This window comes from Bifidobacterium simiiventris (assembly GCF_019331715.1).
Lineage (GTDB): Bacteria > Actinomycetota > Actinomycetes > Actinomycetales > Bifidobacteriaceae > Bifidobacterium > Bifidobacterium simiiventris.
Genome location: NZ_JAHBBG010000001.1, coordinates 542,937 through 559,604, shown reverse-complemented (window position 1 = coordinate 559,604; position 16,668 = coordinate 542,937). Strand labels below are relative to the sequence as shown.

Below are 16,668 nucleotides of genomic sequence, written 5' to 3'. Positions count from 1 at the left end.
ATGCTTAGCATTACAGCGGCGGCCTGCGCGGCCCTCACCATTCTGGCCGGTTGCGGGTCGAGTTCCGAAGGCGACGGCAAGCGCCTCGCCTCGGACGGCAAGCCCGAGGTGGAAATCCAGGTCCTCAAGTGGGATAACCAGGCGGCCATGAAGGACATGAAATGGACCGACGAGTTGGAAACGGCCTGCGACTGCCATATCACATGGAAGGAGGTCTCCACCACCGCATGGGACCAGCAGAAGGCCACCGCGCTTGCCGCCGGTGACGTTGCCGACATCTCCATCAACGGCCTGTACTACTCCGATGCGGTCAGCCAGTATCCGTACTTCGAGGATCTCAGCCAGCATCTCGACCAGATGCCCAACGTCAAGAAGATGCTCGACGAGCAGCCCACGCTCAAGAAGTGGGTCACCGATCTTGAAGGCCATATCTACGTGATGGGCCAGAGCAACGTGCAGGGCGGCATGTCCGTGCACCGCCGTCTGATCAACAAGACCTGGCTCGACAAGCTCGGCCTCGACATGCCGACCACATGGGACGAGTTGATCAATGTGCTCGAGAAGTTCAAGACCGAGGACCCGAACGGCAACGGCAAAGCCGACGAGATCCCGATGGACATCCGTAAGTTCGCGACCACGTCTTACCGTTGGTGGGATCCGTTCGTCATCATGAACGACACCGGCATCCCGACCTCGTTCAACACCGCCCCCGGCCAGGAAGGCGTCTACGTCGAGAACGGCACCGTGAAGGCGTGGCTGACCGACGACCGTTACAAGGCCGCCATCGAGTTCTACCACACGCTGATGAGCAAGGGCCTGCTGCCCGCTGACGCGCTCACCCACGAGGATTCCTCCTATGACTCCGAGAAGCAGGGCGAGGGCACGACCGCTTCCGTTGGCGTCGCCATCGAAGCCAACGCCTACTCCATGGGATCAGATATTGCCGACCAGTACGTCGCCCTCGGGCCGCTGAAGTACGATTCGTCCATGTCCGACGACGACCTGGTCTGGGATACTTCCCTGCAGGCGTCCAAGTACGGTCAGGGCACGCTCGCGGTCGCCAAGGATGCTCCGAATAAGGAAGCGATCTGGAAGATCGTCGACAAGATGTACAGTACCGACATGGCGCTGCAGATCAACTACGGCACCGACTACATCAAGAAGACCGGTGACAAGGAATACACGGTCGATCCGTCCCGTTACGACCCGGATCTCAAGATCGCGCCGACCATCAACATGACCACCTACATTCCCGACGACATCGTGATCAAGGGCGACGTGGACGTGGACCGCAACAAGGCCGTTGACGCGCCGTTCGAAGCGGCCCAGCGCCACGTCAACGAGAAGAGCTACATGCCGGTCTACGTGAAGATGAGCACCGAGGACGGCACCACGCTGAGCAACCTGTACAACCGCGTGATGACCTACGTCATGACCACCACCGGTAACTGGATCCAGAACGGCGGCGTCGAGGACGGATGGGACGACTACGTCAAGCAGGTCAAGGCCGCCGGCCTCGACGAGATGCTCGACCTGTGGCAGAAGGCATACGACGACCAGGTGACTGATCCACTGCCGCTGTTCCCGGACGAACAGTAACGCCGACACGGCTCCACCCATATGCCGCGGAGACACGGTCATCCGCGTCTCCGCGGTCATTCCACGATTGAATCGACAACTTCTGCAAAAGAAAGACCAACCATGAGAAAGACAGCGCAACGTGGCGCGCAATCCGCCGTAGCCCTCTCGTCATCCGTCCCAGACAACATCGCCATCCAGCGAAGCCAGCCTTTGCCCGTGCGACTGGCGCGGCACTTCCAGCGATTCTGGCAGATCTGGCTGATGATCCTGCCAGGCTGCTGCTTCGTGTTGTTCTTCTCGTACGTGCCGATGTGGGGCATTCAGCTCGCCTTCCGCGACTTCGACCCGCGCAAAGGCATCACCGGCGGCAAGTTCGTCGGGTTCAAGTACTTCAACCAGTTCTTCACCGACCCGAACTTCACCGCAGTCATCACCAACACCGTGCGCATCAGTCTGTGGACGCTGGTTATGGGATTCATCTTCCCGGTCATCCTCGCCCTGATGATCAACCAAGTGTCCAGCACCAAGGTCAAGGGGTTCATCCAGACGGTCACCTACATGCCGCACTTCATCTCGACCGTCGTCATCGTCTCCATGCTCAACATCCTGCTCACCCCGAACACCGGCATCATTGGCCGTTTCTTCCCCGGCCACAGCCTGATGGGCGAGCCGAAAGCATTCACCGCGCTGTACTGGATCAGCGAGGTCTGGCAGCACGTCGGCTGGAACTCGATCATCTATCTGGCCGCGTTGTCCGGTGTGAACACCGCGTTGTACGAGGCCGCGAAAATCGACGGCGCCGGCCGACTCCAGCTCATCCGCCACGTCGACATTCCCACCATCCTGCCGACCATGGGCATCCTGCTCATCATGAACATGGGCTCCGTGCTCTCCGTGGGCTTCGAGAAGGTCTACCTCATGCAGAACGTGCTCAACCAGCCGGCCTCCGAAGTCATCGCCACCTTCACGTACAAGATCGGCATCCAGCAGAGCCAGTTCTCCTACTCGACGGCCATCGGCCTGTTCAACACGGTCATCAACTTCTTCTTCCTGGTCCTGGCGAACTTCATCGCCAAGAAGACCTCGGAAACCAGCATCTTCTAAGGGGAGACACATCATGAGCACCCAAGCAGTCCAGGCGCCCGCGACCATCGCCGCGCCGAAGGCCTCATCCGCAGACATTCCGTGGAACAAGCACGTTCGTCAGAAGCAGACCGTCTCCGACTGGATCGTCAACATCGTCATCGCCGTGCTGATGGTCGCGGTGATCCTCGCGATCCTCTATCCGCTGTGGTTCATCATCATCGCGTCCATCTCCGACCCCAAGCTCGTGGCCACCGGCAAGGTGCTGCTTCTGCCGCGCGGCGTGCAGATGGGCGGCTACCAGCGCATCTTCGAAGACGCCCGCATCTGGAGCGGATACCGCAACACGATCATCTACTCGTTCGTCGGCACCGCGCTGAACATGGCAGTCACGCTGCCGATGGCGTTCGGCCTGTCCCGCCGCGAATTCAAGCCGCGTCGCGTGATCCTGTTCCTGCTGACCTTCACGATGTTCTTCTCCGGCGGCCTCATCCCGAGCTACCTGCTGTACAAGCAGGTCGGCCTGCTCGACTCCATGTGGGTGTTCATCCTGCCCGGTGCGCTGTCCGTGTGGAACCTGATCATCGCCCGCTCGTTCTTCGAAACCTCGATTCCCGAGGACCTGCATGACGCCGCGCAGATCGACGGCCTGGGGTACTTCGGGTACTTCTGGAAGATCGTGCTGCCGCTGAGCTCGGCGATCATCGCCGTCATCGCGCTGTACTACTTCGTAGGCCACTGGAACGACTACTTCACCGGCCTCATCTACATCCGCACCACCAACAAGCAGCCGTTGCAGGTGGTTCTGCAGTCCATCCTGCTGTCGAACCAGTCCGCGCAGAACACGGCCACCTTCGGTGACACCGCCCAGCAGGCCCGTCAGGTCGCCGACCAGATCAAGTACGGCGTGATCATCGTCTCCACGCTCCCGCTGCTGATCCTGTATCCGTTCCTGCAGAAGTACTTCAACAAGGGCGTGATGATCGGCGCGGTCAAGGGCTGAAAGGATCGACACCATGACTCAGATGACCCACGCCGAGGCGCTCGAACAGGCGAAGCGCATCGTCGCGCAGATGACGCTCGACGAGAAGATCGGCCAGCTCAACTACACGGCTCCCGCCATCGAACGGCTCGGCATCCCCGAATACAACTACTGGAACGAAGCGCTGCACGGCGTGGCCCGCGCGGGCGTCGCCACCGTCTTTCCTCAGGCCATCGGCATGGCCGCCATGTTCGACGACGCCGGACTCAAGCGCGTGGCCGAGGTGATCGCCGAGGAAGGCCGCGCCAAGTACAACGAGTATTCGGCGCATGGCGATCGTGACATCTACAAGGGCCTGACCTACTGGTCGCCGAACGTGAACATCTTCCGTGACCCGCGCTGGGGGCGGGGGCAGGAGACGTACGGCGAGGACCCGTACCTGACCAGCCGTCTCGGCGTCGCGTTCATCCGCGGACTGCAGGGCGACGGCAGGTATCTGAAGCTCGCCGCCACGGCCAAGCATTTCGCCGTGCACTCCGGCCCGGAGGCCAAGCGGCACGAGTTCGACGCGGTCGCCTCGAAGAAGGACATGGCCGAAACCTATCTGCCCGCCTTCAAGGCGGCGGTCGAGGAGGCGGACGTCGAATGCGTGATGACCGCGTACAATTCCACCAACGGTCAGCCGTGCTCCGTCAACGACGATCTGCTCAAGAACCACCTCTACGGCCAGTGGAGCTTCGAAGGTCACGTCGTCTCCGACTTCATGGCGCTTGAGGACGTGCACGAGAACCACCATTACACGAAGGACGCGGCCGAAACGATGGCCGACGCGATCAGGGCCGGACTCGACCTGTGCGCCGGCCACTGCTCCGGTGCCACCAAGGAGGCCATCGAACGCGGCCTCGTGAGCGAGGACGAGGTCACGCGCGCCGTCGAGGCGTTGTATGCCACGCGCGTTCGCCTCGGCATGTTCGCTGACGACTGCGAATACGACCAGATCGATTACGCGGCCAACGACTCCGCCGCACACCGCGCGTTCAACCGCTCGCTCGCTCCGAAGACATTCGTGCTGCTCAAGAACGACGGCATCCTGCCGCTCGACAAATCCAAGCTTGACGCGATCTCGGTCACCGGTCCGAACGCCGACTCCGTGCAGGCGATCCTCGGCAACTACTTCGGTCGGCCGAGCCACAAGTCCACGATCCTCGAAGGCATCGAACGTGCGTGCGGCGACGACGTGCGCGTCTATTCCGGCCTCGGCTGCTCGCTGTTCGGCATACACGCCGAATCCGGCCTGTCGCGAGAGAACGAGCGCGAATCCGAAGCGGTTATCAACGCCGAACATTCCGACGTGATCATCGCCGTCCTCGGCCTCGACGCCACCATCGAAGGCGAACAGGGCGACGCCGGCAACTCGATGGGCGCCGGGGACAAGGCGAATCTGAGTCTGCCGGGACGTCAGCGCCATCTGCTCGAACGACTGCTTGAGGTCGGCAAGCCGGTGATCGTGCTGCTCGCCGCTGGCAGTGCGTTGAGCCTCGACGGACTTGAGGACCATCCGAATCTCGCCGCGCTCATGCAGGTATGGTATCCGGGCGGTCAGGGTGGCGACGCTGTGGCCGACGTGCTCTTCGGCAAGGCCGCGCCGTCCGGCAAACTGCCGGTCACGTTCTACCGCAACTGCGACGGCATGCCCGATTTCGAGGACTATTCCATGAAGGGACGCACCTACAGATACCTGGAAGACGAGGCGCTCTACCCGTTCGGCTACGGCCTGACGTATTCGACCACTGCGCTCGGCGACATGAACGTGGACGTGGACCGCGAGCGCCGTACCGCGAACGTGAGTCTGACACTCGAAAACACGGGTGGTCGCGACGAACGCGAGATCGTGCAGGTGTACGTCAAGAACCTCGATTCGACGCTCGCCCCGCGTAACTGGCAGCTCGCCGGATTTCAGCCGGTCGATCTCGCTGCAGGCGCAAACGCGACCGTTACGGTGCCGGTCGATCCGGATGCGTTCACGGTCTACGACGAGGACGGCAAGCAGATCGTCGACGGCAACCGTTTCGCGATCTACGCCGGCGTCAGTCAGCCCGACGCCAGGTCCGCACAACTGCTTGGTTTTGCGCCCGAATCCACGACCATCGAATTCTGATATCACGTTCGGCCCGGCATCCGGACATTGCCGGGCCGAATCCGTTTCAATCCTGTCCAAGGAGCACAGTCATGACGCTGCACATCACACCTCTGGTATCCGACCACTGCCTGATCCAACGTGACAGGCCGGTCGTCGTCTGGGGTACCGCCGGGCCGGGCCGTACGATCGCGGCGACGCTGACGACGGCCGAGTCGTCCGTATCCGTACAATCGGACGTCGCCGCAGACGGCCGCTGGGAAGTTGCGCTGCCCGCGCAGCCGGCCGGCACCGTGGCGACGATCACCGTCACGGACGGCGAGACGACGGGCGTCATCCATGACGTGCTGTTTGGCGATGTATGGCTGCTTGCCGGACAATCGAACATGGAGATGCGCATGGAGCGCATCGCCGACGAGGCCCCGCATCTGCTGGACGACGCCGATGACGACGGCATCCGCTGGTTCAACGTGCCGCAGGTCTTCGACTTCCAGCACGCGCATGACGACCTGGATGCGGGAGAGTGGTTCGTTTCGGCGAAGGACCGGCCGGCCGACATGTCCGCGATCGGCTACTTCTTCGCCAAGAAACTGCGCGAAACGCACAACGTGCCGATCGGACTGGTGAACACCGCGGTCGGAGGCAGCAAGATCGAAACATGGATGAGCCGCGAACGACTCGAATCGATGGGCGCGCTGCCCGACGACTTCGACAAGTACACGACCGACTACGTGGAACGCCAGCAGCGGCTGTTCACCGCGGCCGCAGCGGCGTACGACAAGGAAGCCGACGATGCGGACCGTGGACTTGTGGAACACTGGGAATCGCCGGATGCCGACGACTCCGACTGGGACACGATGGAACTCACTGAATCGGATCGTCCAGAACTGCAATCGCCCGGCATCATCTGGCTGCGCAAGCGCATCACTGTGCCCGAACGGTACGCCGGCCAACCGGCCCAGCTGCGCTTCGGCACCATCCACGACGCCGACCGCATCTACCTTGACGGACGCCTGATCGGCGAAACGTTCTATCAGTATCCGCCGCGAGACTACGATATCGGTGCCTTGCCGCACACGTTCACCCTCGCGATACGGCTCAAGGTCGAAGGCGCCATGGGCGGATTCACCAAGGGCAAGCGGCATCTCATCATCGTCGGAGACGCGCTCGAACGCGACCTGACCGACCACGCCAATCTCGACGCGGCCTCCACCGACGGTGTGATCGACGTGGACTCGCTCGGCCCCTGGCGGTTCCGTCGCAGCGTATGGATGCCCGTCAAACCGAACGACGAGTTCTTCCGCATGGAACCGGTCGGCGACTACAACGCGATGATCGTGCCGCTGCGCCGCCTCGGTCTGACCGGCGCGTTGTGGTATCAGGGCGAGTCGAACTGCTGGCATCCGTACGGGTACGCGGACCTGCAGACGTCGCTCGTACAGGACTGGCGTCGCCTGTTCGATCAGGGCGAGTTCCCGTTCATCTACGCGCAGCTGCCGAACTACCAGCTCGACGATCCCTCGTCGTGGCTGTACCTGCGCGACGAACAGCGCAAGGCGCTCGCCGTGCACAACACGGCGATGGTCACGACCTACGATGCGGGCGAGGACAGCGACCTGCACCCGTTTGACAAGAAAACCGTGGCCGAACGCATGGCCGTGGCGGCCGAGTCGCTCGCCTACGGCGGTGACGGCGAGCCGATGGGACCGGTGCCGTGCTGGGTGCGCAGCGAGACGAATCGGCTCGTCGTGCGGTTCACGCACGTCGGCGACGGTCTGCGCGCGGCCGGCCCCTTGCGGTTCGATGTGGTGAACGGTGCCGGACTGCCGCGCGTCGCCACGTTCGACGGGCATATCATCGCCCGCGACCGCATCGCCGTTGACTTGCCGCTTGGTACCGTCCCGGGCCGCGACGCCAGCCTGCGCTTCCTGTGGGAGCCCAAGCCCGCTCTGGTGCTCGCTAACTCGGCCGGTTTGCTCGCCACCCCTTTCTCCATGCCCATCGACTAGCGGAAGTCAAACCATATCGATCAAGGAGGATCCAAAATCATGACGACGACGTCACCATCCATGTTCGCGCAGTGCGGATACGCGCAGACCGACATCGACGCGCGACTCGCACAGGTCTGGCACGCGATCTTCGAAGGACCGGACAAGGTCTACTGGGACACCGACGACGGGCTCGGCTACGTGATGGACACCGGCAACGACGACGTGCGCACCGAAGGCATGAGCTACGCGATGATGCTCGCCGTGCAATACGACCGGCAGGACGTGTTCGACAAGCTGTGGGGATGGGTCATGAAGCACATGTACATGGCCGACGGACACCACGTGCACTACTTCTCATGGTCGGTCAAACCCGACGGCTCCGAACGCGCCGGCGGCCCCGCCCCGGACGGCGAGGAATACTTCGCGATGGACCTGTTCCTCGCCGCACGCCGATGGGGCAGCCGCGACGGCATCTACGACTACGTCGCCCAGGCGCGCGAACTGCTGCACCACTGCGTGCACAAGGGACGAGAAGAAGCCGGGGACCCGATGTGGAACGTCGACAACCATCTCATCAAATTCATCCCCGAAACCGAATGGACCGACCCCTCGTACCATCTTCCGCACTTCTACGAGGTGTTCTCGCAATACGTCGGCGACGAGGACCGCGCATTCTGGCAGACCGCGGCGAAAGCGAGCCGCGCGTATCTCGAACGCGCCTGCGACGAGACGACCGGCCTGAATCCCGAATATTCGTTGTACGACGGCACGCCGCACACCGAAGCGCAGTTCGGCCGCCACGACTGGTTCTACTCCGACGCCTACCGCACCGCCGGCAACATCGGACTCGACGTGAGCTGGAACGGCGTGACCGACCCCGTGCTGTGCGACCGCGTGGCCGCCCTGCAACGTTTCTTCCTCACCCACGACCGCACCTGCGCCTACGAAGTGGACGGCACGCCCGTCGCCGACGAACGCGTCCTGCACCCGGTCGGCTTCATCGCAGCCACCGCCGAAGGCTCGCTCGCCGCCATCCACGCCGATCCGAGCCGGCACCCCGACGCCGAACGCAACGCGCGCGCATGGGTCGACCTGCTGTGGAACACGCCCCTGCGCATCGGCCCGCGCCGATACTACGACAACTTCCTCTACGCCTTCGCCATGCTCGCGCTCGCCGGCCGATACCGGCGCGACTGGTGAATGAAACGTATCCGCCGACCGGACTCGGTCACGATCAAAGGAATCACATGGCAGTCACCCGATTCATCCACAACCCCGTCCTGCACGGCATGCACCCCGACCCCTCGTGGATCTGGGACGGGACGCGCGGCGAGGTAGCGCTCGTCAACTCGTCGTTCGAGCTCATCCCCGGACTGCCGATCCACACGACCCGGGACTTCACGACCTGGACGCACGTCGCCGACGCAGTCGACGAAGACATGGCGCGCCGTCTGTTCCTCGACGGCGTAGCCGACTCCGGAGGCCTGTACGCGCCGACCCTGCGTCGCATCCGCGGCCGATACGTGATCGCATGCACCACGACCCGCATCGACCGCGATCATGCGGAGGCCGCCGGTCTAGGTGACGAACTCGCGCGATGCGACACGGCCGGCGGCAACTTCATCATCACCGCCGACACGCTCGAAGGCCCGTGGCAGGGACCATTCTGGGTGAGCGGCGCGGAAGGCATCGACCCGGACATCTTCGAGGACCGGGACGGCAAAGTCTGGTGGACGCAGACGCGTCCCGCCGTCGACTCGCATTGGGACGGTCAGACCGAAGTATGGACCGCGCCGCTCGACCCGGACACCTGGACGATCGCCGGCGAGCGCACGGTGATCTGGCGCGGGTACGGTCTGGATGCGGTGTGGGCGGAGGGGCCTCACCTGTACCGGGTGGGCGACTTCGTGTATCTGATGACCGCGGAGGGCGGTACGTCGTTCGAGCACAGCGAGATGATGATGCGTGCGTTTGCGCCTGACGGTTTTGCTGCGGCGATCGAGGGATTTGCGCACGACTGCGCGGCGCGCGGCGTGGCCATTCGCCCGGCCCGTGAGGGGGAGCGCAGCGTGTTGGGCGACTATGATCGCTTGTTCCGCGCGTGCAAGCGCAATCCGATCGTCACGCACCGTCATCTGGGATCGGCCGAGCCGGTGCAGTGCATCGGCCACGCCGATCTGCTGCATCATCCTGAAGCCGGTTGGATGTTGACCTGTCTCGGCGTGCGACAGACGTTAGGAGGCGGACCGGGGGAGCGGCGCAGTTATCTGGGCCGTGAGACGTTCGTCGCGCCGGTGCGTTGGGATTATGAGGATTCGCAGGATACGTTGCCCGAGCCGTTGCCGGGCGAAGGCCAGGATCCCGGCTGGCCGACGGTCGCGCCGGGCTATGGCCGTGTTCCGTCATGGCTGCGGGTGGACGTTGACGAAGATGGACGCGCGGCTGCGGTCGAATCGGTTTCGGACAGCGAATGTGAGCGTCTTGGCGTGACGGATGATGTTGCGACGGCCGGCGACGACGTGCCGGCTATCCGCGTGCAGGCTGCCGGCGCATACCGGTTCCAGCCGGTCGACGATATGGACTGGTCCGGCGCGATCGTGCCGGGCAACGCGCTGATGCTGCGCCAGGACACCGGGCATTACGCCACCGTGGAGGCGAAGGCATCGCAGAACGGGCCGATCGTCGTGGTGCATCGCGTCGACGGCGACGAACCGGCATGGGACCAGTTCGCGTTGCGGGCGGGCGAGGCGGTCGGGCTGCGTCTGCACGGCAACCGGCTGGACGTGTTCGCGCTGGACACCGAGGCCTTGCCGGGGCAGGACGGTTCGTTGCATGTCCTGCGCGACGGCGTGCCCGGCGAACGTTCACGGACGCTGCGTTCATACGATGCACGGTTCCTGAGCACCGAGCATGCCGGAGGATTCGTCGGATGCCTGGCCGGCGTCCAGGCCCGCTGAATCGTTCCATAGTCCGCGATATTCGTCATCTACAACAAAGAGGAGTTGAGTTTTTATGATCGATCATATGTGGCTGGAGCCGGACGTAGTCCGCGACGCGGTTCGCGACGATTCGTTCTATCTCGACGTGACCGCGGTCGGTGAGGACCGGCGGTCGCTGCGCATCCGCGCCGACATCGCCGAACTGCTCGAACGACCGTGCGCCGCGAACCCGCAGGATGCGACGGTGCGGCTGATCGCACGGCCGTCCGTGCTCGAATCGGATGAGGGATTCGTGATCGACGCCGTCGACGGCGCCGCCGAGATCACGGGCAACACCACGCGCGCATTGGTCTACGGCTTCTACGATTGGCTGCGCCGGCGCATGCTCGGCGAGACGATCGACGGTCGCATCGTGAGCATCCCATCTCAGCCGATCCGCATGATCGACCACTGGGACCAGACCGACGGTTCGGTCGAACGCGGCTACGCTGGTGAATCCATCTTCTTCGGCCGGTGGAACAGCAATGAGCACCGTGAGTTCACCGAATTCCCCGAGCGCACCGATGCGGACGTGTTCCGCGGCGACATGGACCGCATCGAACGGTACGCCCGGTTCCTCGCATCCGTTGGCATCAACGCGGTCAGCCTCAACAACGTGAACGTGCGCGGCGCGGCGGTCCGGCTCATCGTCCACCCGTGGCTCGACCGCGTCGCGCAGATCGCCCGCATCTTCTCCTCGTACGCCATCGACACGTACCTGTCGGTCAACTTCGCCGCGCCGAGGATCATCGGAGGACTCGACACCTGCGACCCGCTCGACCCGGCCGTCAACGCTTGGTGGCGGCAGACCGTGGACGACATCTACGCCACGATCCCCGACTTCGGCGGATTCGTGGTCAAGGCCGACTCCGAAGGCGAGCCGGGGCCGTTCTCCTATGGGCGCGACCACGCCGACGGCGCGAACATGTTCGCCCGTGCGTTCGAACCGCACGGCGGACGCGTGATCTGGCGCGCGTTCGTCTACGACTGCCACATGGACTGGCGCGACCGCACGCTCGACCGCGCCCGCGCCGCCTACGACACGTTCCGCCCGTTGGACGGCAGATTCGCCCGCAACGCGATCCTGCAGGTCAAGTTCGGCCCCATCGACTTCCAGCCCAGCGAACCGCTCAGCCCGCTCATCGGCGCGATGCGGCACACCAACCTCATCGTCGAGTTCCAGATCGCCGCCGAATACCTCGGTCATCAGATCGACATCAACTACGCGTTGCCGCAATGGCTGGCGAGTCTTGCCACCGACACCGGATACGATGCGGACGCGGCCGTGACCGTTCCCGCATATCTGCCGCTCGCCGCCGTCGACCGGCGCAACGTCGGCTACGCGGCCGTCGCCAACGTCGGTATGGACGACAACTGGACCGGGCACAGGCTCGCCCAGGCCAACCTGTACGGCTATGGCCGCATGTGCTGGGATGGCTCGCTCACCGCGGACGACATCGCCCGCGAATGGACCTCGCTCACGTTCGCCCGGGCCGACGCCGACGCGCGCGACACGATCGAATGGATCCTCGACACCTCCAACGCAACCTACGAATCCTATGCGGCGCCGCTCGGCGTCGGATTCATGGTCAAACGCGAGAACCACTACGGCGTCGGCATCAACGACTTTGAATACGACCGTTGGGGCACCTACCACTATTCCGACCGCGACGGCACCGGCGTCGACCGCACCGTCGCTACCGGAACCGGCTACATCGGCCAGTATGCGCCGCGCATCGCCGCCACGCTGGAAGACGCGGGCACCTGCCCCGACGGCATGCTGCTGTTCTTCCACCACGTGCCGTACACGCATGTGCTGCACAGCGGGAAAACCGTCATCCAGCACATCTACGACACGCATTTCGCCGGCGTCGACACGGTCGACGAGTACATCCGACGCTGGAGCGCACTCGAAGGGCGCATCGACGAGGCGACATTCTCGAACGTGGCCGAACGCCTGCAACGCCAACGCCGCAACGCCGTCGAATGGCGCGACCAGATCAACACCTACTTCCTGCGCATGAGCGGCATCCCCGACGAACACGGCCGTCTGATCTACCGGTAAATGACACGGCGGCACCGATAGAAAGAAACAGCGATGAACGAAACACGATACACGACCGTGACCGGCATCAACCCGGTCATCAACGGCGACTTCCCGGACCCCGACATCATCAGGGTCGACGACGCCTACTACATGGCCACCACCACGATGTTCCTCATGCCCGGATGCGACATCCTGCGTTCCTACGATCTGGTGCACTGGGAATTCCTCGCCCATGCCTACGCCGAACTGGACGACACGCCGGCCGAACGGCTCGACGAGCCGGGCCGCAACGCGTACGGCAAGGGCATGTGGGCACCCTCGCTGCGCTACCACGATGGCACATACCGCATCGTGTTCGTGGCCAACGACACGCACCGGACCTATGTGCTCGAAGCCCGCGATCCGGCCGGGCCTTGGACGAAACGCACGATCGAGGGTTTCTACCACGACAACAGCGTGCTTTACGACGATGATGGTCGCGTCTACATCGTCTACGGCAACATGCAGCTGCACCTGACCGAACTCGAACCCGATTTGAGCCGGCCCAAGCCGGGAGGACTCGACCGCATCATTGCCGAGGACGACCCGCGTTCTGGACTCGGCTACGAAGGTTGCCACATCTACAAGCATGACGGCCGTTACTACGTGTGGACCTGCCATTTCCCGCCGAACCACCGCAAGACCGAAGCTTGCCTCGTCGCCGACTCGTTGGACGGCGAATTCACCGCCCGGGAGATCCTCGACGACGACCTCGGCTTCCACGGGCTCGGCGACGCGCAAGGCGGCATGGTGGACACACCCGCCGGTGACTGGTACGCGTTCATGATGCACGACCGCGGCGCGCTCGGCCGCGCATTGACGATCATGCCGATGCGCTTCGGCGAAGACGGATTCCCGATTCTCGGCGACCATGGCCGTGTACCGATCGAAGTGAGCGTGACCGGCGTGACGGCCGAACGGGCGGGTCACCGGTACGCGCCGCTCAACGGCGGCGACGATTTCCGCTATGAGCCGCGCGACAGCAAGACGGACGTCGAATTGACCGATCTCAAACCGTTCTGGCAGTTCAACCATAATCCCGAGCGCGGCGCATGGTCGCTGACCGAACGGCCCGGATCGCTGATACTGCGCACCGACCGCATCGTCTCGAACATCAACCATGCGCGCAACACGCTCACTCAGCGCACCATCGGACCGCGTTGTGCCGCCGAGGTCACGCTCGACGTGACCGGACTGCACGAGGGAGACACCGCGGGACTGGCGGCGTTCCAAGGCTACTACCGGTTCATCGGTGTGGAACGGACGGCTGGAGGCACGCGGTTGACCATTCGGTTCAAGCCGTACCGCGACGGCACAACGTTCGGCGACGGGGACTGGGAATCATCCGCCGCGGAAAGTGCGTCCGCGACGCTTGAACGACCGCTGGTGAGACTGCGCGCCGAGTACGACTTCACCGACATGAACGACACGGTCACGTTCTTCTACCGGACCGTCGATGACACGGATGGTCCGGACGGTGGCACGTTCGACACGACCTCTTATGAAGCGCGCGGACCATGGCGGCGGCTGGGAGACACGTACCGGCTGTACTACACGCTCGACTATTTCATCGGCTGCCGCATCGGACTGTTCGCTTACTCGACCGTGACGGCTGGCGGCACCGCGGTTTTCTCTGACTTCCGGTTCATCGGGGCGTCCGGCATCGACGCCGGCAGATAGTCGCGACGACGACCATACAAGATACGCAAATATATGAGGAGTGATTCCAATGACGGAATACCATGTCGGCATCAATGGCGACGACACCAACATCGGCGACGCGGCACATCCGTTCGCCACGATCTCGCGCGCGGCGGCGCTCGCGGTCGCAGGCGACACCGTGACCGTGCACGAAGGCGTCTACCGCGAGTCGGTCGACCCGGCGCGCGGCGGCCTGAGCGACCAGAATCGCATTGTCTACCAAGGCGCGCCGGGGGAGCGGCGGCCGATCATCAAGGGCTCCGAACGGATCGCCGGATGGCGACAGGTCGACGGCCACCCGTCCGTATGGCAGGTGAGCGTGTCCAACTCGATGTTCGGCGATTTCAACCCGTTTGCCGAGATCATCTTCGGCGACTGGCTCGAAGCCCCCAAACGTGGCCACGACCCGATCAAGCATCTGGGAGACGTGTACCTCAACGGACGGTCGTTCTACGAGGTCACCGATCTTGCGGACGTGTACGAGCCGGTCGAACGCACGACGGTCAAGGACAACGCGCTCGGATTCGACTGCCCGGTGATCGACCCCGACCAGACGCGCTACGTGTGGCATGCGAGCGTGGACGCGGCCTCCGGCACGACCACGATTACCGCGAACTTCCACGACCACGATCCGAACGAGGAACTGGTCGAGATCAGCGTGCGCCGCACATGTTTCTTCCCGTCGCGCAACTTCGTGAACTACATCACCGTGCGCGGCTTCGAAATGTGCCAGGCCGCATGCGACTGGGCGCCGCCCACCTCACGGCAGTGGGGCATGGTCGGCCCGAACTGGTCGTGCGGCTGGATCATCGAAGACAACGTGCTGCACGACGCGAAGTTCAGCGCCGTCAGCCTCGGCAAGGAGATCTCCTCCGGAGACAACGAATGGTGGCGCACCGACCGCAAAACCGGCTACCAATACCAGCTCGAAGCCGTGTTCAAGGGCCTGCGCGTCGGCTGGAAACGCGGTCAGGTCGGCTCGCACATCGTGCGCAACAACGATATCCACGACTGCGGGCAGAACGGCGTCGTCGGCCACATGGGCTGCGCGTTCAGCCTCATCGAACACAACCACATCCACCACATCGGCCTCAAACGCGAGTTCTTCGGCTGGGAAGTCGCCGGCATCAAGTTCCACGCGGCGCTCGACACGGTCATCGCGCACAACAACATCCACGACTGCTCGCTGGGCATGTGGCTCGACTGGCAGGCACAGGGCACACGTGTGACCGGCAACGTGTTCCACCGCAACGTGCGTGACCTGATGATCGAGGTCAGCCACGGCCCGTACCTCGTCGACGACAACATCTTCGCATCCGACATCATGTTCCAGAACTGGTCGCAGGGCGGCGCATTCGTCAACAACCTCATCTGCGGGTCCATCGAAACGCACACCGTGCCCGACCGCTCCACCCCGTACCACTTCCCGCATACCACCGAGGTCGCCGGCTGCGCGGTCGTCTCCGGCGGCGACGAACGCTACCTGAACAACATCTTCGCGCCGCAGCACGCATCGGCCCCGATCGGCGCGTTCGGACTGGCCGAATACGCCAAGCACCCGGTCGACAAGCCGGAATACAGCGAGCGCGTACGCCGGATGTGGCTCGACCCGCAGCAGGGCGGCGGCGAACGCAACCCGCTGCAGCCGCTGTACGCGGGCGGCAACCTGTACCTGACCGGTGCCCAGGCGGCGACGGACGACGGTTCTGTCGGAGGCGCTCCCGTACGCAACATGGCCGACCTGCCGTACTTCGGCGGGCTTGACGCACGCGAGACGGCGGCCGATACATCCATGCCGATCTCGCTGACCGAAACGGACGACGGCCTGTACCTCGAATGCGAGATCCCCGAAGCGGTCGCCGCGTCGAACGTGCCGGTCGTGACCACCGCGACGCTCGGCACGCCGCGCATTGTCGAGGAACTCTACGAGCACGCCGATGGCACGCCGTACGTGCTCGACACGGACATGACCGGCGAACGAGCCGTCGACGCGACACGCCACGCCGGTCCGTTGGAATCGCTCGTGCCGGGCCATAACCGCATTAAAGTGTGGTGACCCAGAGTCCGAATCCGAATCACACGGCCAGGATCGATGCCGATCGCCGCTGATCGATGTCGACCCCGGCCGT

At 63.8% G+C, this 16,668-nt stretch carries 10 protein-coding genes; all 10 read left to right on the top strand.

All coding sequences use genetic code 11. The annotated features are described in order from the left end of the window. The 10 genes from KIH76_RS02285 to KIH76_RS02240 all read left to right on the top strand — a co-directional run bounded on the left by KIH76_RS02285 (window position 1) and on the right by KIH76_RS02240 (window position 16,595). Entirely contained in the window at window positions 1–1,599 is a 1,599-nt protein-coding gene (locus KIH76_RS02285) for an extracellular solute-binding protein (RefSeq protein WP_219069082.1), read from the top strand. A 102-nt stretch (window positions 1,600–1,701) separates the two neighbouring features. After that, window positions 1,702–2,685 carry an ABC transporter permease gene (locus KIH76_RS02280; protein WP_214374184.1) on the top strand — a complete coding sequence of 328 codons (984 nt, stop codon included), beginning with the start codon at window positions 1,702–1,704 and terminating at the stop codon, window positions 2,683–2,685. A 13-nt stretch (window positions 2,686–2,698) separates the two neighbouring features. Then, window positions 2,699–3,667 (top strand): carbohydrate ABC transporter permease, encoded by a 969-nt coding sequence (locus KIH76_RS02275; RefSeq protein WP_214374185.1) that lies wholly within the window; start codon window positions 2,699–2,701, stop codon window positions 3,665–3,667. A gap of 13 nt (window positions 3,668–3,680) precedes the next feature. Further along, window positions 3,681–5,804, top strand: coding sequence for a glycoside hydrolase family 3 C-terminal domain-containing protein (locus tag KIH76_RS02270; protein ID WP_214374186.1), 2,124 nt, complete (start codon window positions 3,681–3,683; stop codon window positions 5,802–5,804). Window positions 5,805–5,875: 71 nt separating this feature from the next. After that, on the top strand, window positions 5,876–7,792 hold the full coding sequence (locus tag KIH76_RS02265; protein ID WP_219069080.1) for a sialate O-acetylesterase: 1,917 nt from the start codon (window positions 5,876–5,878) through the stop codon (window positions 7,790–7,792). A 39-nt stretch (window positions 7,793–7,831) separates the two neighbouring features. Continuing rightward, window positions 7,832–8,974, top strand: a complete 1,143-nt coding sequence (locus KIH76_RS02260; protein WP_219069078.1) for a family 8 glycosyl hydrolase — start codon at window positions 7,832–7,834, stop codon at window positions 8,972–8,974. 47 nt (window positions 8,975–9,021) lie between these two features. Continuing rightward, window positions 9,022–10,731, top strand: coding sequence for a glycoside hydrolase family 43 protein (locus KIH76_RS02255; protein WP_214374190.1), 1,710 nt, complete (start codon window positions 9,022–9,024; stop codon window positions 10,729–10,731). Window positions 10,732–10,786: 55 nt separating this feature from the next. Beyond that, entirely contained in the window at window positions 10,787–12,817 is a 2,031-nt protein-coding gene (locus KIH76_RS02250; protein WP_214374191.1) for an alpha-glucuronidase, read from the top strand. Window positions 12,818–12,850: 33 nt separating this feature from the next. After that, on the top strand, window positions 12,851–14,518 hold the full coding sequence (locus KIH76_RS02245) for a glycoside hydrolase family 43 protein (protein WP_219069076.1): 1,668 nt from the start codon (window positions 12,851–12,853) through the stop codon (window positions 14,516–14,518). Window positions 14,519–14,567: 49 nt separating this feature from the next. Beyond that, window positions 14,568–16,595: a right-handed parallel beta-helix repeat-containing protein gene (locus KIH76_RS02240; RefSeq protein WP_219069074.1), complete on the top strand. Its 2,028-nt coding sequence runs from the start codon at window positions 14,568–14,570 to the stop codon at window positions 16,593–16,595. Window positions 16,596–16,668: the final 73 nt, after the last annotated feature.